The following is a 16,563-nucleotide window of genomic DNA, read 5'->3' as shown; positions in this document are numbered from 1 at the left end:
AAATCGGTACTCGGCGTCGCGGATTGACAATCCGCTTCACGTCTCTACCCAGCAGGATCGTGGACGGTCCGGGGCCGGGTCGAGCGTAAAGGGGATCGGGTGATGACGGCGGACGGCAAGGTGAGCGGCATCCGGGCACGGATGGCGGACGAGGTTGGCGACGCGCGTCTGTTCGACCTCGCCGTGTCGCGGGCCCGGTCCCATGTCGCCGCCGGCGCGGACAAGCCGCCCTTTCCGTCGCCGCATGCCATCGCCGCGCTGACCGGCTTTCGCGAGCCTCTGCCGGAAACGCCCGGCGACGGCGCAGCGATCGTGGACCGGCTCGACCGCATCGGCGGCCCGGCCGCGGTCAACCATCTCGGCGGACGCTATTTCGGCTTCGTGGTCGGAGGCGTCGTGCCGGCCGCCCAGGCCGCGCGGCAGCTTGCCGACGCCTGGGACCAGAATGCGGCCTTGCACGTGCTGTCACCGGTCACCGCCGCCCTCGAGGAGGTGACAGAGGGCTGGCTGCGCGCGCTGTTCCGCCTGCCCAGCGAGACCGTGGCCGGGTTCGTGTCCGGCAGCTCCATGGCGATCTTCTGCGCGCTGGCCGCCGCCCGCCACCGGCTGCTCGCGCGTCAGGGCTGGGACGACAACGAGGACGGGCTCGCCGGTTCGCCAGGTATCCGGATCGTCACCAGCCGCCAGATCCACGGCACCATCCTGAAGGGGCTCGCCCTGCTTGGGCTCGGCAAGCGGTCGATCGAATGGGTGGACTGCGACGACCAGGGCCGCATCCTGGCTGACAGGGTACCGGAACTCGACGAACGCACGCTCCTCATCCTGCAGGCCGGCAACGTCAACTCCGGTTCGTTCGACGATTTCGCCACCCTCTGCGCCAGGGCGCGCGAGGCCGGCGCCTGGGTGCACGTGGACGGCGCCTTCGGACTCTGGGTGGCGGCGTCCGACCGGTTGGGCCATCTGTTGGACGGGGCCGAGCTGGCCACCTCCTGGTCGGCCGACGCCCACAAGACCCTCAACGCGCCCTACGAGAGCGGCATCGTGCTGTGCCGCGACCGAGAGGCGCTGGCCGGCGCCATGCAGGCGTCGGGCTCCTACATCCTCTACAGCGAGCGGCGCGACGGCATGCTCTATACGCCAGAGATGTCGCGGCGGGCCCGTGCCGTCGATGTCTGGGCGGCGCTGAAATATCTCGGTCGTTCCGGTCTCGGCGAGCTGGTGGACGGCTTCCACGCCCTCACCTGCCGGATGCGCGACCGGCTGGCGAACGCGGGCTTCACGATCCTCAACGACGTTGCCTTCAACCAACTTCTGGTGGCCTGCGCCGACGACGCGGAGACGGAAGCGGTGCTGACGCGGATCCAGGCATCCGGCGTGTGCTGGGTCGGCGGCGCGCGGTTCCGCGAGCGCGCGGTGATCCGCTTCAGCGTCTGCTCGTGGGCGACCACGCCGGACGACATCGACGCCAGCGCTGCCGCGTTCGTAGAAGCCCTCACCGCCGTGCGGGGGCGGGTCGCGGCCGAATGAGGATCGGGATCAGGCCCAGTATTCCGGGCGCATGATGGCGTCGGCGCAGCGCACCGTGCCGGCGGCGTCCCGCAGGGCGGACTCACAGGTGGAGCGAACCATCCAGGCGTCCCTGTAGGCCTCGGGAAGCTCGTGCGGCGGATCGAGGCCTTCCGGGATTGCCGGCGAGAAGCCGAAGCGGCCGTAATAGGCAGGATCGCCGAGCACGAAGACCAGCGAGACGCCATCGGTGGCAAGGCGCGCCAACCCCTCCGCCACGAGAGCGCGGCCGACGCCCGTGCGCTGGCGGTCGGGAACGATGGCGAGCGGTGCCAGCAGCGACGAGACCGGCCTGTCCTGCCCGTCGATGCTGGCCTTGGTGAACAGGATATGGCCGATGGGTTCGGCCTCGTCGAGGGCGATCAGCGACAGGGTCGGGGCCGCGCTTGGATCGGTCAGAAGGTCGCGCACCAGCGCGGCCTCCACCGCGCTGCCAAACGCCCGGCTCTCCACGTCGAGAACCTGGTCGAGATCGGCCTGCGTTGCCGTGCGTATGATCATCGAACTCCACTCGCAGCCGCCCAAGGCGCCCTGCGCGCTACCCTCGCGCCTCGCGCGTTCGCTGAAAAGCCCCCTTTGCGATCACTTTTTTCGCCGGCAAACGAACCGGAGCGGCTGCGCGGCGGGTGCGCGGCGGCGGCTGCGCGATTTTGCGCAGTGTTGCGCGGTTCTTCGCAGATCCACGCAGTGCGCGCACGCAAAAGGCCGGCCGCGGGGGGGGACGCGGCCGGCCCAGTGCGACCGGGACCGGAATGGAGAGAAGAGCCCCGGTCAACGGACCCCGGGGGAGGGGAAACGGGGTCCGAATCGATGCAAGCCCGATCAGGCGGCTTCGGTCTCGTTCAGGAACGGATAGTCGGTGTAGCCCTCGCGGCCGCCGCCATAGAAGGTGCTGCTGTCCGGCTCGTTGAGCGGGGCGTCCTGCTTGAGCCGCTCTGCAAGGTCGGGATTGGCGATGTACGGCCGGCCGAAGGCGACCAGATCGGCCTTGCCGCTCTCCACCATGTCGATGGCCAGGGTCCGGTCGTAACCGTTGTTGGCCATGTAGACGCCATCGAACCGGGCCCGGAGCGCCGCGATGGACTGGCCCTCCTCCAGCTCGCGCGGCCCACCGGTCTGACCCTCGATCATGTGCAGGTAGGCCAGCCCGAAGCCGTTGAGGATGTCGACGGCATGCTCGAAGAGCGGCATCGGGTCGGAATCGCTGATGTTGTTGGCTGCGGAGAACGGGCTGAGGCGAATGCCGACCCGGTCCGCGCCCCAGATATCGACGACCGCCTCGACCACTTCGCGCATCAGCCGCGTACGGTTCTCGACGGAACCGCCGTATTCGTCCGTGCGCTTGTTGGCGCCGTCACGCAGGAACTGGTCGATCAGGTAGCCGTTGGCAGCATGGACCTCGACGCCGTCGAAGCCGGCCTCCAGCGCGTTGCGGGCTGCCTTGCGGTAGTCTTCAATGACGCGTGGAATCTCTGAAAGCTCGAGCGCCCGCGGCGTCGAGGTTTCCACGAACTGCTCGCCGTCGAACGTCTTGGCACCCGCCGAGACCGCGGAGGGAGCGACCGGCGCCTGGCCGTCAGGCTGCAGGCTGGTGTGGGAGATCCGGCCGACATGCCAGAGCTGCAGCACGATGCGCCCGCCCCTGGCGTGGACGGCATCGGTCACCGCCTTCCAGCCGGCGACCTGGGCCGCGCTGTGGATGCCCGGCGTCCAGGCATAGCCCTTGCCCTCGGGGCTGATCTGGCTTGCCTCGGTGACGATGAGACCGGCACCGGCGCGCTGGGAATAGTAGTCGACGTGGATCTCGTAGGGCGCGTCGTCCTCGGCCCGGGCGCGGTTGCGCGTCAGCGGCGCCATCACGATCCGGTTCTTGAGGTCGATGGCTCCGGCCTTCAACGGCGTAAAGAGCTTCGCGGTGGTCATGGGAGCAGGCTCCAATCGATGGCGGTCCTGAGAAATCTCAATTCAGGACTGTTCAGTCCAAAAATAGGTACGCCGGTGCGTTTCGGAAGGGGTCATCTCACCGGGATGCGTTGAAAAGCGTCTGGGCTTCCGACAGCGCGGCGGAGATCGCCTCGGGCGAAAGCCCGGATTTCCTGAGCGTCACGGTCCCGATGGCCAGGGCGGCGAGTGCCCGGGCGCGACCGGCTGCCGCATCCGGATCGGCGGGCGAAAGCGCTTCCGCGAACAGGTGTTCGATGCGCTCGATGTGCTGGCGGCCTACCGCCGCCACCTCGTCGTTGTGGGGTGCCATTTCGGTGATGCAGTTGACCAGCATGCAGCCACGCGGCCCGCCATTCGGGTCGGCGAGCGCCGCGAGCATGGCCGGCACCGGCTCGCCGTCCGGGGTGTGCGCAATTTCTGCCAGCGCCGCCAGCGCCTGCTCGGAATAGGCGGAGAGCGCAGCAATCAGCACCTTCTCCTTGGAGCCGAAGCCGGCATAGAAGCTCGACCGGCTCAGCCCCATCGCGGCCGTGAGCTCGTCGAGGCTGGTGGCCTCGAACCCCTGGGTCCAGAAAAGCTGCAGGGCCGCGTCCAGCGCCGCCGCCTCGTCATAGGCGCGCGGGCGGCCGGGCCCCTGGCGGTGGCGGGACGGTTTGGTGTTCATGGGTTGACAATATGGACCGAACGGTCCGGAAATCAATCGCCACAGGCCTGCGAGGGGTTCCGCATCGGCCGGAAGACCCCAAATGCAGGGGCGGTTGCGTCAACGCGTGAGGCCTTCGATGATCCCCTATTCCCTGCTCGACCTGTCGCCCATTCCCGAAGGCGGCAGCGCGGCCGACTCCCTGCGCAACAGCCTCGATCTGGCGCAGCACGCCGAGGGCCTGGGCTACAACCGCTACTGGCTTGCCGAGCACCACAACATGGCGGGCATCGCCAGCGCCGCGACGGCGGTGCTCATCGGCCAGGTCGCCGCAGCGACGTCGACGATCCGCGTCGGCTCCGGCGGAATCATGCTTCCCAACCACGCGCCGCTGATGGTGGCGGAGGCGTTCGGCACGCTCGCGACCCTGTTTCCAAACCGCATCGACCTCGGCCTCGGCCGCGCCCCCGGCACCGACATGGCCACCGCCCGGGCGCTGCGCCGCAATCTCGGCGGCGGCGACACGTTCCCCCAGGACGTGCTGGAGTTGATGGCCTATTTCGACGATCCGAGCCCTGAGATGACGGTGTGCGCCATTCCCGGCGTCGGAACCCATGTGCCGCTCTGGATGCTGGGCTCCAGCACCTTCGGTGCCCAGCTCGCCGCGCATCTCGGCCTGCCCTACGCCTTCGCCTCGCACTTCGCGCCGGCGGCGCTGGAACAGGCGGTGGAGATCTACCGCAGCACCTTCCGGCCCTCCCGCCAGCTCGATCGCCCCTACTTCATGCTGGCGATCAACGTGTTCGCCGGCGAGGACGATGCGGAAGGCCGCTACCTGATGTCGTCCATGCAGCAGGCATTCGCCAACCTGCGCACCGGCAAGCCCGGTCCCCTGCCCCGCCCGGTGGAGGATGTCGAGGCGCATCTCGATCCGCGTGTTATCGGCATGGTGCGCGAGGCGCTGTCCTGCACCGCTGTCGGCGGGCCCGACAGCGTCGAGGCACAGCTCGGCGCGCTCGTCGGGCGCCTCGCACCGGACGAGGTGATCCTGGCCGGGCAGATCCACGACCACGCCAAGCGGCGACGCTCCTTCGAGATCGCATCGGAGGCCATGCGCGCGCTGTCGATTCCCGACGCCGCGGAGTAGCGCCCTACCCGATGACGTGGATCGGCGCGCCGTCGAGCCAGGCGCGGATGGCCTCCACCGTCTGCCCGTAGAAGACCGCATAGGTCTCGCGGGTCACGTAGCCGATGTGGGGCGTGAGCAGCAGCCGCGGCACGAACCGGAGCGGATCGTCGGCCGGCAGCGGCTCGCGGTCGTAGACATCGAGCGCGGCGCCGCCGATGCGCCCCGCCCTCAGGGCCGCGACCAGCGCGTCCTGATCGACGAGCGGACCCCGCGAGGTGTTGATCAGGCTGGCATCCGGCTTCATGCGGGCGATCTCGTCGCCGCCGGCGATATGCCGGGTGCGGTCGGACAGTCGCAGGTGAAGGCTGACGAAGTCGGACGTCTCGAAGACCTCCGCCTTCTCCAGACGCGTGGCGCCGGCGGCGCGGGCGGCCTCGTCGGTGAGATTCTGGCTCCAGGCCACCACCTCCATGCCGAAGGTGACGCCGAAGCGGGCCATTTCGCTGCCGAGCCGGCCAAGACCCAGAAGACCGAGCCGGGCGCCGCGCAGATCGCGCCCCAGCCCGTGCTGCCAGCCGCCTTCGGCCATCGACCGCATCTCGCCCGGCAGGCCGCGGGCCAGCGCCAACACCATCAGGAAGGCAAGTTCCGCCGTGGCATGGCCCGGCGATACCGTGCCGCAGACCATGACGCCGTGGTCGCGGGCTGCCGGCATGTCGACGGCGGCGTTCTTCATGCCCGTCGTGACGAGAAGCCTGAGGGTCGGCAGCCGCTCGAAGAGCGACCGCGGGAACGGGGTGCGCTCGCGCATGATGGCAACGATCTCGAAGGGCGCCAGCAGCTCGGCAACCGCGTCTTCGTCGTCGATGGGGCGGTCGAAGACCGTGATCTCCGCGTCCCCCAGGACCGACCAGTCGGCCATGTCCAGCGCCACGCGCTGGTAGTCGTCGAGGATGGCGATCCGGGTCATGGGGGCGACAGCCTTTCCTGGAGCACGGCCGGCGGCCGGTCAGGTCAGCTGGCGGCCCCGGGCGACGGTGACCACCCCCGACAGGAGGAAGGCCACGAACGCAGCGGCAACGATAGTCGGCCCGGTGGGCGTATCCCAGACGAAAGACGCATAGAGGCCCCCGAGCGCCGATGCCGCGCCGATAAAGGCGGCAATGATCGCCATCGCCTCCGGCGTTCGCGAAAAGGGTCGCGCCGCGGCGGCCGGGATGATGAGCATGGCCGTGATGAGAAGCGCGCCAACCACCTTGATGGCGACCGCGACCAGAAGCGCCAGGGCGACGGTCAGGACCAGCTGCTCGCGCCTTGGCCTGAGACCGCTGGCAAAGGCCAGATCCTGGTCGAGCGTGGCCGTGAGCAGCGCCTGCCAGCGCCAGCCGATCAGAGCAAGCACGGCCAGCGCCCCCGCCCAGATGACGGCCAGGTCCTGCTTGCCGACGGCGAGAATTTCGCCGAACAGGTAGCCTTCCAGATCGAGCCCGTTGCGCGCGGTAAGCGCAAACGCCACCAAGCCGATGGCCAGGGCGCCGTGGGCAGCCACGCCGAGCAGCGTGTCCATGTGGAAGGTTCGCCCCGCCAAACCGGACACGGTGAACGCCATCACAGTGGTCACGAGAAGCACGCCGGCGAAGACCGACACGGAGAAGGCCAGCGACAGCGAGACGCCGAGGATGGCGGCGTGGGCGGTGGCATCGCCGAAATAGGCCATCCGGCGCCACACGACGAAACACCCAAGCGGACCGGCTGCAACCGCCAGGCCGAGACCGGCGAGGCCGGCACGCACGAGAAAATCGTCAAGCATCGACGGCAGTGCCCTCGCTCTCGGGATGATGGTGATTGTGCTCGTGCTGGTAGAGCGCAAAGGCGCCCTGCGTTCCGCTGCCGAACAGCGCTCTATATTCCGGCGCCGCGGAGACGACCGTCGGCGTACCCTCGCAGCAGACATGACCGTTGATGCACAGCACCCGGTCCGACGCGCTCATCACCACGTGCAGGTCGTGACTGACCATCAGGACCGCGCAGCCGACTTCCTGGCGCACGGTTTCGATCAGCCGGTAGAAGGCGGCGGTGCCGGGCTGATCGAGGCTCTGGGTGGGCTCGTCGAGCATGAGGATGTCGGGCTTCGACAGAAGCGCGCGCGAGAGAAGCACCCGCTGGAACTGGCCGCCGGACAGCGCGCTCATCTGCCGCCCTCCGAGCCCGCCGACCCCCACATGCTCCAACATCGTCTTCACCTCGCGGGCGTTGCGGAGAACTGGCAGATTGAGGAACCGCGCGACCGTAAGGGGCATCGTCGCGTCCAGCGACAGGCGCTGGGGCACGTAGCCGACCACAAGCCCGGGCGCACGCCGCACGCTGCCCGCAGACAGTCCGATCGCTCCAATCAGCGACCGAATGAAGGTGGACTTGCCCGAGCCGTTCGGCCCGACAACGGTGACGATCTCGCCACGCTCGATCGAGAAGTCGACCGACTGCAGGATCCGTCGCCCGCCAAGGTCCACGCTGACCCCCGACGCCTCTATCAGGCCCATGTCCGCTCCACTGAATTCCGGCTCCCGCCGGGTTCGCACCGCGTCCCCGTGATCCCACATCGCCGTCGCGCGGTCCACGCGATCGATTCGGGGATTCGGCAAGAAGGGGCTGGACAAGCGCGGCCGGCCGGGGCCATAGGGTATGTTATAATGTTACATTTCGTCGGCAGGCGATCAAGCCTCCGACCAGCTACGACAGGAGAGTTTCGGGGATGAGGATAACGAAGGCGCGTTTCCTGGCGGTGGCGGCGGCAGTGACCGTGACCGGTACACCCGCCCTGGCCGAGCCGGTCGTGGTGACCGATATTCCGCCGGTTCATTCGCTGGTTGCGCGGGTGATGCAAGGGGTCGGCGAACCGACGTTGATCCTGCCGCCGGGTGCCTCGCCGCACGGCTACGCCATGCGCCCCTCCGAGGCCGCCGCGTTGTCGGACGCCGACGTCGTCTTCTGGGTCGGACCGGAGCTCACCCCCTGGCTCGACCGTGCGATCGAGACGCTGGGCACCAACGCCAAGGCTGTCGAGCTTCTCGAGGCCCCGGGCACGGTGCATCTGGAGTTTCGGGAAGGCGCGACGTTCGAGGCCCACCACCACGGCGACGAAGAGCATGACGGTCACGGGCACGACGAGGCCGGTCACGACGATCATGACCACGACGACCACGGCGATGGCGCGCACGAACACGCCGAGCATGATCATGACGGGGACGAAGACCACGCCGCTCACGACGATCACGAGGGGCATGATCACGATGACCATGAGGGGCATGGCCACGACGAGCACGCCGACGCCCACGGTCACGACCACCACGGCGTCGACCCGCACGCCTGGCTCGACCCGGAGAACGGAAAGGTCTGGCTGACGGCGATCGCCGAAACCCTGGCCCAGGCCGACCCTGACAACGCCGACGCCTACCGGGCCAATGCCGCCGACGCTTCCGGCGAGCTCGACGCCCTGACCGACACGATCTCAGGCACCCTGGAGCCCGTGCGCGGCAAGCCGTTCATCGTCTTCCACGACGCCTACCACTATTTCGAGAACCGCTTCGACATCGAGGCCGCCGGCGCCGTGTCGCTGAGCGATGCCTCCAAGCCGGGACCGGCGCGGGTGAAGGAGATCCGTGACACGATCGTGTCGCTCGGCGCGGCATGCGTGTTCGCGGAGCCGCAGTTCCCGCCGGCCCTGATCACGACCCTGATCGAGGGGACCGACGCCCGCGAGGCCACCCTCGATCCGCTCGGAACGGAGATCGAGCCCGGCCCGGCACTCTACCCGGCGCTGCTCACCGACCTGGCCGCCAACCTGAGCGACTGCCTGGACTGAGCCAAACACGAAAAACTGTTATTCGATAACGCCCGCAGGCAGCCGCCTGCGGGCGTTATCTATTGAAGGGCGCGCAACCCCCGCCGCACAATCCCCCCCTGCCTCGACGCGACCGCGTTGACACGCATGTACTACCGTAATACCGTTATGCGAACGTTTGCATAAAGACAGCCTGAAAAGGGCGTCGGGCCGGGCAAACCGGCCAAACCAAACGACAAGCGTTCCACCGGAGGCCACAGCCGCCGGTGATGGGGAGGGACCTAGAATGCTGGATGCCGCGTGGGCAGGCCTAGTCGCGCTCGGAACTCCGACGGCCATCTTTTTTACCGTCGTCGGAATCGTTTACGGGATTGTCATCGGACTGCTACCAGGCCTTGGCGGCATCGTCGCCATGGCGCTGTTGTTGCCGTTCACCTGGGGGATGGACTTCGCGGCGGCCATGTCGCTGCTGATCGGCGCGCACATCGCGACCATCTGGGGTTCGTCGGCCACCAGCATCCTGTTCCGCGTCCCCGGCGCGGCGAAGAGCGTCGCGCTCATCTTCGACGGATACCCGATGACCCAGCGCGGCGAGGCGAGCCGCGCCCTCGGCGCCTCCGCCATGGCGGCGGTGCTGGGCGGTGTCTACGGCGCCATCTTCCTGGCCATCTCCATCCCCATCACCCGCCCGGTGATGATGGCGCTCGGCCCGGCGGAATATCTGATGCTGGCGCTCTGGGGCCTGACCATCATCGCCACCTTCTCCGAAGGGTCGCTCCTGAAGGGCATGACCGCTGCCTGCCTGGGCGTGCTCACCGCCTTCATCGGCATGGACGTTGTCACCGCCACGCCGCGCTTCACCTTCGACAGCGTCACGCTGATGGACGGCATCTCCTTCCCCGTCGCGATGATCGGCCTGTTCGCCGTGTCGGAGATGATGAAGCTGATGATCAAGGGCGGCACGCTGATCGAGCGCACCGTCACGGAGGAGAACAGCTCGGTCTGGCAGGGCGTGCGCGACGCGTGCAGCCACTGGGGGCTCGTCATCCGCTCCAGCCTGCTCGGCCTGTGGATCGGCGTCCTGCCGGGCATCGGCCAGTCGGTCGGCTCCATCGCCACCTACGCCCAGGCGCTGCGCACCTCCAAGCATCCGGAAACCTTCGGCAAGGGCAACGTGGAGGGCGTCATCGCCCCCGACGCCTCGCTCGGCGCCAACGAGGGCGGCGGCCTCTTGCCGACGCTGGCGCTCGGCATCCCCGGCGGCGAGGGCATGGCCATCCTGCTGATCGCCTTCATCGGGCTGGGCGTGGTGCCGGGCCCGCAGATGCTCACCCACAATCTCGACCTGGTCTACACGCTGGTCTGGGTGGTGGCGATCGCCAGCATCGTGACCGGCATTTTCGCCATCCTGCTGACGCCGATCCTGGCCCGGGTGCCGACGCTCAATCCGAACGTCATCGTGCCGCTCGTGCTGGCCGTGTGCGTCGTCGGCGCCTACTCCGACCGCCAGGAAGTCTCCGACGTGATCGTCGCCGGCGTCTTCGGCGTGCTCGGCTACATCATGGACAAGTACCGCTACTCGCGGGCGAACTTCGTGATCGGCATGGTGCTGGCGCTCCTGATCGAACGGAACCTGCACATCTCCGTCTCGCTCTACGGCGACTGGTTCATCTTCCAGCGCCCGGTGGCCCTGGGGATGCTGTTCCTGATCATCTTCACCACCGCCTGGCCCTTCTACAAGAACTGGAAGCGCGACAAGGAACTGAAGAAGGTCGCGCAGGCCGAGCACGGGAGCGCGTCATGAGCCGCCGCTGGCAGGAAAACATCGTCGCGGCAGGCTTCCTGCTGCTGTTCGTCGGCGTCCTCCTGGAGACGATGAACTACGGCCCGCGCGCGAGCATGGTGCCCAACATCATCGCCGGCATCGGCGCCGCGCTGATGCTCGCCCAGCTGATCCTGCAGAACGTCCGCTCGCAGGACTCCCTGCAGGTCGACCTTCTGGAGCTGATCTCCGCCCGGGCCACCGGCGACGAGGAAGCGCTGCCGGAACACATGCAGCAGAGCCTGAAGGAGGCCAAGGCCAAGAAGGCCGGCGCCGACGCGGAGCAGCCCACCGGCATGTTCCGCCCGGGCAGCCTGCCGCGCGAGCTGATGGCGATCGGCGTGGTGTGCTGCGCCATCGGCCTGTTCTTCCTGATCGGGCCGATCCCGACGATGTTCGTCTTCACCTTCTCCTACCTGACGCTGTCCGGCCATTTCGGCGTGATGCGCGCCTTCCTGGTCTCGTCAGTGTTCACACTGTTCGTTTACGGGCTCTTCCATGCCTGGCTTCGCATCGACATGGACAAGGGCCTGTTCGATCTCGGTTTCGGCCTCTGGTGAGGCGGGAGGACACCGGGACATCACCGCGCTTCCAACCACCACCAACAACACGCGCAAAGCGGAACCAAGGGAGAGAAGCATGACCAAAAGGGAGGGAACTATGCAGTCACGAGCCAGAACGGTCCTTGCGGGGATCGCCGCATCGGCGGTCATCGCCGGAGCCACCGTCACCGGGGCCTTCGCCCAGTCGCCCTACGAGGGCGAGGACGTCACGCTCATCATTCCGAACTCGCCGGCCGGCCTGATGTCGCAGTACGCCCACACGCTGGCGCCGCACATCGCGGAGAATCTCGGCGCCCGCAACGTGCGCGTCGTCAACCACCAGGGCGGCGGCGGCCTCAAGGGCTCCAACATCCTCTGGGAAAGCGACCCGGACGGCATGACCTTCGCCATGACCAACGTGCCGACGCTGCTGGTCGCCCAGCTGGCGGAAAGCCCGGGCGTGCAGTTCAACGCGACCGACTTCACCTATCTCGGCCGCGTGCAGGCGGATCCCCGCCTGATGTTCACCGGCAAGCCGTCGGGCCTGAAGACCATCGAGGACGTGCGCAATCTCGACCGTCCGTTCGTGTTCGCCTCGCAGGGGACCGACGAGGACTTCTACACGATGGTCGTGCTGGCCGACGCGCTCGGTTACGACCTGAAGATCGTCACCGGCTACGAGGGTGACGCCGACACCTCGCTGGCGGTCATCCGCGGCGACGCCGACGGTCACATGACCACCTGGACCCAGTCGGCCCCGGCCGTCGAGGCCGGCGACAAGTATGCCGTTCTGGCCACCACGTTCGAGCGCTACGAAGGCGCCCCGGACGTGCCGACGGCTCTGGAGATCATCGAGGATCCGAAGCAGAAGGAAAACATGCAGGCGATCAGCTCGATCCTGGTTCTCGGCCGCGGCTTCTTCGGCCCGCCGGACATGGACCCGGAGGCCACCGAGGCGCTGCGCGCCGCGATCGAGAAGACCCTGACCGATCCGGAAGTGCTCAAGGAAATGAAGGAAAAGGGCCTGCCCGTCTCCTTCAACTCCGCCGACGCGCAGAAGGAGAATGTCGACCGGGTGTTTGCCAACGGCAAGAACCTGACGCCGATGTTCAAGGAAGCGGTCACCAAGATCCAGTAACCGGGCGCCGGGACACTGGCCCCTTCCCGTCCGGGCGGCTCTGCCCGTCCGGACGGATAGACCGACCATCCGTTCGCCGGACTTGCTGACTGACTTCGCAAGTCCGGACGGAAAACCGGGAACCACTTTTCCTGGACTTGCTCTGAGAACTTCCAAAGGCCACCGGACGGCCTTGGGCCGCCTCCCCGGAGGCGGCCCTTTTTCTGGGCGGAGGCGCCCCATGGGAGGGTTGAGCGATGGATGCCCTGACCGCGCTGACGAGCGAATTCGGCACCTGGACACTGGTGGCCATCGCCGTCGCCGCCCTCGTCACCTCCACGATTCACGGCACGGTCGGCGTCGCCGGCGGCTTCCTCATGACGGCGGCGCTGTCGCTGATGATCGGTGTGCGGCCCGTCGTGCCCGTCATGAGCATCGCGCTGGTCATCAGCCACGGCGCCCGCAGCCTGATGAACGTCGCCGACTTCGACCGGCGCGTCTTCCTGGCAATCATGCTGCCGGCCTTCCCGATGATCTTCCTGGGCGGCATCATCTACGCCATCCTGCCGGTGAACTGGGTGGCCCTGCTGCTCGGCCTGATCATCCTGGGCTCGATCCCGCTCAGGCGCTGGGCCCGGGCGCGCAAGATCGAGGCGGGAACGCGAACCCTCGCCGGAGCCGGCGCCGCCTACGGCAGCCTGGCCGGCGCCTCGATCGGCTCGGCCATGCTCCTGTCGCCGTTCATGCTGGGCGCCGGCCTGACCAAGGAAACCTTCGTCGCGACCATGGCGGTGATCTCGCTGGCGACGAACATCACCCGCATCCTCGCCTTCGGCAGCGCCGATCTCCTGACCGGCGACTACGTGATGCTGGGCCTGGCGGTGGGCGTCATCATGATCCCCGGCAACTGGATCGGCCGCACCTTCCTGAGGCGGATGGCACCGGCAACGCACAGCCTGCTGATCGACCTGTTCGCGATCATCGGCGGCGCCAACTTCCTGTGGCTTGCCTGGTCAGGCTGGAACGACTGATCCCGGCCGCAATCGCCTTCGCCGGCAGCCGGTCACGCCGACACGCTGGCGTTCGGGTCCAGCACGTGGCGGTGGACGCCGCGGCCGAGCCCCAGCTCCGGATAGATCTCCGACAGCCGGCACCCGTGATAGTAGGCGCGCTGGTAGGCGGGACGCGCCTGGATGCGGGCGAGCCACTCCGCCACGCGCGGATGCTTCTCCTCCCAGAGATATTCCAGGCCGATGTCCTCGTTGCGGTCGATGAGCGGCGCCACCGCGATGTCGGCCAGCGTGTACTGGTCGCCCATCAGCCACGGGCCGCCATTGGCCTCCAGCATCGCGTCCATCCGGGCGACGGTGGAGCGAAGGTCGCGGAAGGCCGCCTCCATCACCTCGGGCGGGAAGCCGTTCTCCTTGCTCATCGTCTTGTAGAAGCCCGACTTCACCGGCCGCTTCCGGGTCTTCTCGTCGAACTCCTCCTGGCTCATTGCCTGGAACTTGATGCGCAGGCCGCCAAACTGGAAGGAGGGGAAACGCGAGGCCGGCGTGGTGACGAGATCCACGTAGACCAGCCAGGCGCGCAAGGTCGCCTGGTCATAGGGATCGGCCGGCATGAGCGCCGGCTCCGGCGCGATCTGGTCGAGATACTGCATGATGACCGACGACTCGATGATCGGCCGTCCATCGCTCATCAGCGTCGGCACGACACCGTTCGGATTGAGCTTGAGATACCAGTCTGAGAGATGGTCGTGGTTCTTGGAGACAAGGAGCTTGTCCTCCCACTCCAGCCCCTTCTCCTCCAGCGTGATGCGCACCTTCAGGCTGCAGGTCGACTGGGAGAAATTGTAGAGCTCGAGCTTCATCGGAACGCCTCCTCGTGTCCTCCGCGGGCCGCCTTGTTCCCATGACCGGGCCGGCTGCCTCGCGGACGGGAGGATAGCGCGCCGGAAGACGCGAGTCGATGATCGTATTACGGTCTTACGGAGATGGGCGACCTTACCCCTTGGCCAGCGCCTTGAGGTCGGTGGAGAGGTCGGTGGCGGCCTCCGGCGGCACGGGAACGCCCCTTTCGATGATCCTGCGCGCGGCCATGTGATCACCCGGCGCGTTCACCGATTCCACCGCAACCAGCCGGCCCTGCCGGTACAGGAAGACGGAGAACTTGTCGTCGGCCGGAAGGCCGCGCAGCACCGCCTCGTCATAGCCCGTCGACAGCCCGGCGATCTGCAGCCGCGCCGGACCCTGGTTGCTCCAGAACCACGGCAGGTTCGTATAGGGGGCCGGATTGCCGGTGAGCCGGCGGGCCACCGCGCGGGCCTGGTCGTTGGCGTTCTGCACCGACTCCAGCCGGACCGACCCGCCGGTATAGGCGCTCGGGAAGAAGGCGCAGTCGCCGATGGCGGAAATGGCCGGATCGGCAGTCAGCAGCATCTCGTCGACGACGATGCCGTCGGCGACCTCCAGCCCGGCCTGCCGGGCGATCTCCACGTTCGGAACCACCCCAGCGGCAAGCAGCACCGCGCCGGCCTTCAGGCTCCCCCCGTCGGAGAGATCGACGAGGGCGCCGGCGCCCTCGTGGCGCACGCCGGTGACGCCGGTGTTCAGGTGAACCTTCGTGCCCATCCGCAGGTGCAACGCCAGGAACCAGTCCGAGACCGTCTCCGACACGGCCCGTGCCATGACCCGGTCCGCCATCTCCACGACGTCGACCACCTTGCCCTTTTCCCTGAGGAAGGCTGCCATCTCCAGGCCGATGAAACCGGCACCGACCACGGCGACGTGCTCGAGCTCCGGCGTGCGCGACAGGATGGTGCGGCAATGGTCGAGGCCGCGGAGCTCCATCACGGCTGGATCGTCGAGCCCCGGCACCGGCGGCCGCCGGTTGCGCGCGCCCGTGGCCAGAACCAGGTGGTCGTAGCCGAGGCTTTCGCCATCCTCGAAGCGGACGGACCGATCGTCCCGATCGATCTCGGCGACCCGGGCGCCGAGCTTCAGCTCGATGCCCATCTTCTCATAGAGCGCTTCTGCCTTCAGGAGCAGCGGCTCGCCGCCCCCGCCCTTGAGGTAGTCCTTGGAGAGCGGCGGCTTCTGGTAGGGAAAGTGCGGCTCGTCGCACGCGAGCACGACACGGCCCTCGAAGCCTTCCTTGCGAAGCGCATGGGCGAGTTCGGCGCCGGCATGACCAGCCCCGACGATGACGACGGTTTGGTTGAGCATGGCAGGTTTCTAGCCGCCTCCCCCGCCCTTGGCCAGACGGTTCGGGCGGGCCCGCTCAGCCAGCTGCTCGGCCAGGCGATCGACGAATGCCACCTGGGCCGGGATCAGCTTCGGCCGGGCCTCGTCCATGGTGAACCAGCCGGCCCGATCCACCTCCGGAAAGGTCTGCAATCGACCGCTGCGCGGCGGCCACTCCATCTCGAACTCGATGCTGCGCACGGCCGCGACGTCGACGTCCCCCTCCAGCGCGAAGGCCACGACGCGCTTGCCGGCGCGCTGGCGAACTTCGCCAAGGGCATCGAGATCGCCAACCGCCGGTACGCCAAGCTCCTCGAAGAACTCCCGGCGGGCGGCAGCTTCGTGGCTCTCGCCGTCGTTCACCTCGCCCTTGGGGATGGACCAGGCGCCCCGATCCTTCCGGCGCCAGTACGGGCCACCAGGATGGACCAGCAGCACCCGGACCGCGTCCCGGTCGAACCGGTAAAGCAAGATTCCTGCACTCGTCGTCATGCGCCTATACTCACCGCGCCGGCGACACCAACACAATGCCAACCTGACCGACACAGGCAAGATTGGCGCAAGCTCGGTTCTGCACTGTGTGCTCGCAATCGCGCGCGATTCCGATCAGAGCGTGCGACCCTATCGCGTTGGCGAAAGGGGGGCGCCACGAGTGCATCTCCCGCCGGCACAGATGAACAAACACGCCGGCGGCAAGACCCAGCGGCGACAGCC

General features: G+C 67.9%; 16 protein-coding genes. 7 read left to right on the top strand and 9 right to left on the bottom strand.

Features of this window, described 5'->3' with window-relative positions; all coding sequences use genetic code 11:
* The first annotated feature begins 102 nt into the window (after positions 1-102).
* Entirely contained in the window at positions 103-1,527 is a 1,425-nt protein-coding gene (locus C507_RS0110095; RefSeq protein WP_018699574.1) for a pyridoxal phosphate-dependent decarboxylase family protein, read from the top strand.
* A 9-nt stretch (positions 1,528-1,536) separates the two neighbouring features.
* Here the strand turns inward: C507_RS0110095 and C507_RS0110090 are convergent, their stop codons facing one another.
* The 3 genes from C507_RS0110090 to C507_RS0110080 form a co-directional block, all read right to left on the bottom strand.
* Positions 1,537-2,067 carry a GNAT family N-acetyltransferase gene (locus C507_RS0110090; protein WP_018699573.1) on the bottom strand — a complete coding sequence of 177 codons (531 nt, stop codon included), beginning with the start codon at positions 2,065-2,067 and terminating at the stop codon, positions 1,537-1,539.
* Positions 2,068-2,388: 321 nt separating this feature from the next.
* Positions 2,389-3,489, bottom strand: a complete 1,101-nt coding sequence (locus C507_RS0110085) for an alkene reductase (protein ID WP_018699572.1) — start codon at positions 3,487-3,489, stop codon at positions 2,389-2,391.
* A 97-nt stretch (positions 3,490-3,586) separates the two neighbouring features.
* Entirely contained in the window at positions 3,587-4,174 is a 588-nt protein-coding gene (locus C507_RS0110080) for a TetR/AcrR family transcriptional regulator (RefSeq protein WP_018699571.1), read from the bottom strand.
* Between the two features lie 118 nt (positions 4,175-4,292).
* On the opposite strand from C507_RS0110080, the gene C507_RS0110075 reads away from it, so the two are divergent.
* Complete coding sequence (locus C507_RS0110075) at positions 4,293-5,300, top strand: LLM class flavin-dependent oxidoreductase (RefSeq protein WP_018699570.1); 1,008 nt, start codon at positions 4,293-4,295, stop codon at positions 5,298-5,300.
* A 4-nt stretch (positions 5,301-5,304) separates the two neighbouring features.
* On the opposite strand, the gene C507_RS0110070 is transcribed toward C507_RS0110075, so the two are convergent.
* Genes C507_RS0110070 through C507_RS0110060 form a run of 3 tightly spaced genes read right to left on the bottom strand, consistent with a single transcriptional unit; the run spans position 5,305 to position 7,822 of the window.
* Positions 5,305-6,252, bottom strand: coding sequence for a D-2-hydroxyacid dehydrogenase family protein (locus C507_RS0110070; protein WP_018699569.1), 948 nt, complete (start codon positions 6,250-6,252; stop codon positions 5,305-5,307).
* A gap of 39 nt (positions 6,253-6,291) precedes the next feature.
* Positions 6,292-7,092 (bottom strand): iron chelate uptake ABC transporter family permease subunit, encoded by an 801-nt coding sequence (locus C507_RS0110065; RefSeq protein WP_018699568.1) that lies wholly within the window; start codon positions 7,090-7,092, stop codon positions 6,292-6,294.
* Positions 7,085-7,822: an ATP-binding cassette domain-containing protein gene (locus C507_RS0110060; protein WP_018699567.1), complete on the bottom strand. Its 738-nt coding sequence runs from the start codon at positions 7,820-7,822 to the stop codon at positions 7,085-7,087. Before C507_RS0110060 ends, C507_RS0110065 begins: the two co-directional genes overlap by 8 nt.
* Before the next feature lie 212 nt (positions 7,823-8,034).
* On the opposite strand from C507_RS0110060, the gene C507_RS0110055 reads away from it, so the two are divergent.
* The 5 genes from C507_RS0110055 (at position 8,035) to C507_RS0110035 (ending at position 13,635) form a co-directional block, all read left to right on the top strand.
* A complete protein-coding gene (locus tag C507_RS0110055; protein ID WP_018699566.1) occupies positions 8,035-9,144 on the top strand; it encodes a zinc ABC transporter substrate-binding protein in 1,110 nt (369 codons plus the stop codon).
* Between the two features lie 265 nt (positions 9,145-9,409).
* Entirely contained in the window at positions 9,410-10,927 is a 1,518-nt protein-coding gene (locus C507_RS0110050; RefSeq protein WP_018699565.1) for a tripartite tricarboxylate transporter permease, read from the top strand.
* Positions 10,924-11,505 (top strand): tripartite tricarboxylate transporter TctB family protein, encoded by a 582-nt coding sequence (locus C507_RS0110045; RefSeq protein ID WP_018699564.1) that lies wholly within the window; start codon positions 10,924-10,926, stop codon positions 11,503-11,505. Before C507_RS0110050 ends, C507_RS0110045 begins: the two co-directional genes overlap by 4 nt.
* 100 nt (positions 11,506-11,605) lie before the next feature.
* A complete protein-coding gene (locus C507_RS0110040; RefSeq protein WP_018699563.1) occupies positions 11,606-12,625 on the top strand; it encodes a Bug family tripartite tricarboxylate transporter substrate binding protein in 1,020 nt (339 codons plus the stop codon).
* Positions 12,626-12,861: 236 nt separating this feature from the next.
* Entirely contained in the window at positions 12,862-13,635 is a 774-nt protein-coding gene (locus C507_RS0110035) for a sulfite exporter TauE/SafE family protein (protein WP_018699562.1), read from the top strand.
* 32 nt (positions 13,636-13,667) lie between these two features.
* Here the strand turns inward: C507_RS0110035 and C507_RS20975 are convergent, their stop codons facing one another.
* The 3 genes from C507_RS20975 to C507_RS20970 all read right to left on the bottom strand — a co-directional run bounded on the left by C507_RS20975 (position 13,668) and on the right by C507_RS20970 (position 16,341).
* Complete coding sequence (locus C507_RS20975) at positions 13,668-14,477, bottom strand: glutathione S-transferase family protein (RefSeq protein ID WP_018699561.1); 810 nt, start codon at positions 14,475-14,477, stop codon at positions 13,668-13,670.
* Between the two features lie 133 nt (positions 14,478-14,610).
* Positions 14,611-15,831: an NAD(P)/FAD-dependent oxidoreductase gene (locus C507_RS0110025; protein ID WP_018699560.1), complete on the bottom strand. Its 1,221-nt coding sequence runs from the start codon at positions 15,829-15,831 to the stop codon at positions 14,611-14,613.
* A 9-nt stretch (positions 15,832-15,840) separates the two neighbouring features.
* Positions 15,841-16,341 carry an NUDIX hydrolase gene (locus C507_RS20970; RefSeq protein WP_040400876.1) on the bottom strand — a complete coding sequence of 167 codons (501 nt, stop codon included), beginning with the start codon at positions 16,339-16,341 and terminating at the stop codon, positions 15,841-15,843.
* Positions 16,342-16,563: the final 222 nt, after the last annotated feature.

Origin of the sequence: Amorphus coralli DSM 19760, assembly GCF_000374525.1 — a bacterium.
Classification (GTDB): domain Bacteria; phylum Pseudomonadota; class Alphaproteobacteria; order Rhizobiales; family Amorphaceae; genus Amorphus; species Amorphus coralli.
Note: the sequence above shows the minus strand (reverse complement) of the source record. Positions and strands in the feature narration are given on the sequence as shown.

What these genes read in the sequence shown, in the direction of transcription:
- C507_RS0110025 (WP_018699560.1), bottom strand. Translation starts at nt 15,831, where the DNA reads ATGCTCAACCAAACCGTCGTCATCGTCGGGGCTGGTCATGCCGGCGCC.
- C507_RS0110080 (WP_018699571.1), bottom strand. Translation starts at nt 4,174, where the DNA reads ATGAACACCAAACCGTCCCGCCACCGCCAGGGGCCCGGCCGCCCGCGC.
- C507_RS0110055 (WP_018699566.1), top strand. Translation starts at nt 8,035, where the DNA reads ATGAGGATAACGAAGGCGCGTTTCCTGGCGGTGGCGGCGGCAGTGACC.
- C507_RS0110070 (WP_018699569.1), bottom strand. Translation starts at nt 6,252, where the DNA reads ATGACCCGGATCGCCATCCTCGACGACTACCAGCGCGTGGCGCTGGAC.
- C507_RS0110040 (WP_018699563.1), top strand. Translation starts at nt 11,606, where the DNA reads ATGCAGTCACGAGCCAGAACGGTCCTTGCGGGGATCGCCGCATCGGCG.
- C507_RS0110045 (WP_018699564.1), top strand. Translation starts at nt 10,924, where the DNA reads ATGAGCCGCCGCTGGCAGGAAAACATCGTCGCGGCAGGCTTCCTGCTG.
- C507_RS0110035 (WP_018699562.1), top strand. Translation starts at nt 12,862, where the DNA reads ATGGATGCCCTGACCGCGCTGACGAGCGAATTCGGCACCTGGACACTG.
- C507_RS0110090 (WP_018699573.1), bottom strand. Translation starts at nt 2,067, where the DNA reads ATGATCATACGCACGGCAACGCAGGCCGATCTCGACCAGGTTCTCGAC.
- C507_RS0110050 (WP_018699565.1), top strand. Translation starts at nt 9,410, where the DNA reads ATGCTGGATGCCGCGTGGGCAGGCCTAGTCGCGCTCGGAACTCCGACG.
- C507_RS0110060 (WP_018699567.1), bottom strand. Translation starts at nt 7,822, where the DNA reads ATGGGCCTGATAGAGGCGTCGGGGGTCAGCGTGGACCTTGGCGGGCGA.
- C507_RS0110065 (WP_018699568.1), bottom strand. Translation starts at nt 7,092, where the DNA reads ATGCTTGACGATTTTCTCGTGCGTGCCGGCCTCGCCGGTCTCGGCCTG.
- C507_RS20970 (WP_040400876.1), bottom strand. Translation starts at nt 16,341, where the DNA reads ATGACGACGAGTGCAGGAATCTTGCTTTACCGGTTCGACCGGGACGCG.
- C507_RS0110085 (WP_018699572.1), bottom strand. Translation starts at nt 3,489, where the DNA reads ATGACCACCGCGAAGCTCTTTACGCCGTTGAAGGCCGGAGCCATCGAC.
- C507_RS0110075 (WP_018699570.1), top strand. Translation starts at nt 4,293, where the DNA reads ATGATCCCCTATTCCCTGCTCGACCTGTCGCCCATTCCCGAAGGCGGC.
- C507_RS20975 (WP_018699561.1), bottom strand. Translation starts at nt 14,477, where the DNA reads ATGAAGCTCGAGCTCTACAATTTCTCCCAGTCGACCTGCAGCCTGAAG.
- C507_RS0110095 (WP_018699574.1), top strand. Translation starts at nt 103, where the DNA reads ATGACGGCGGACGGCAAGGTGAGCGGCATCCGGGCACGGATGGCGGAC.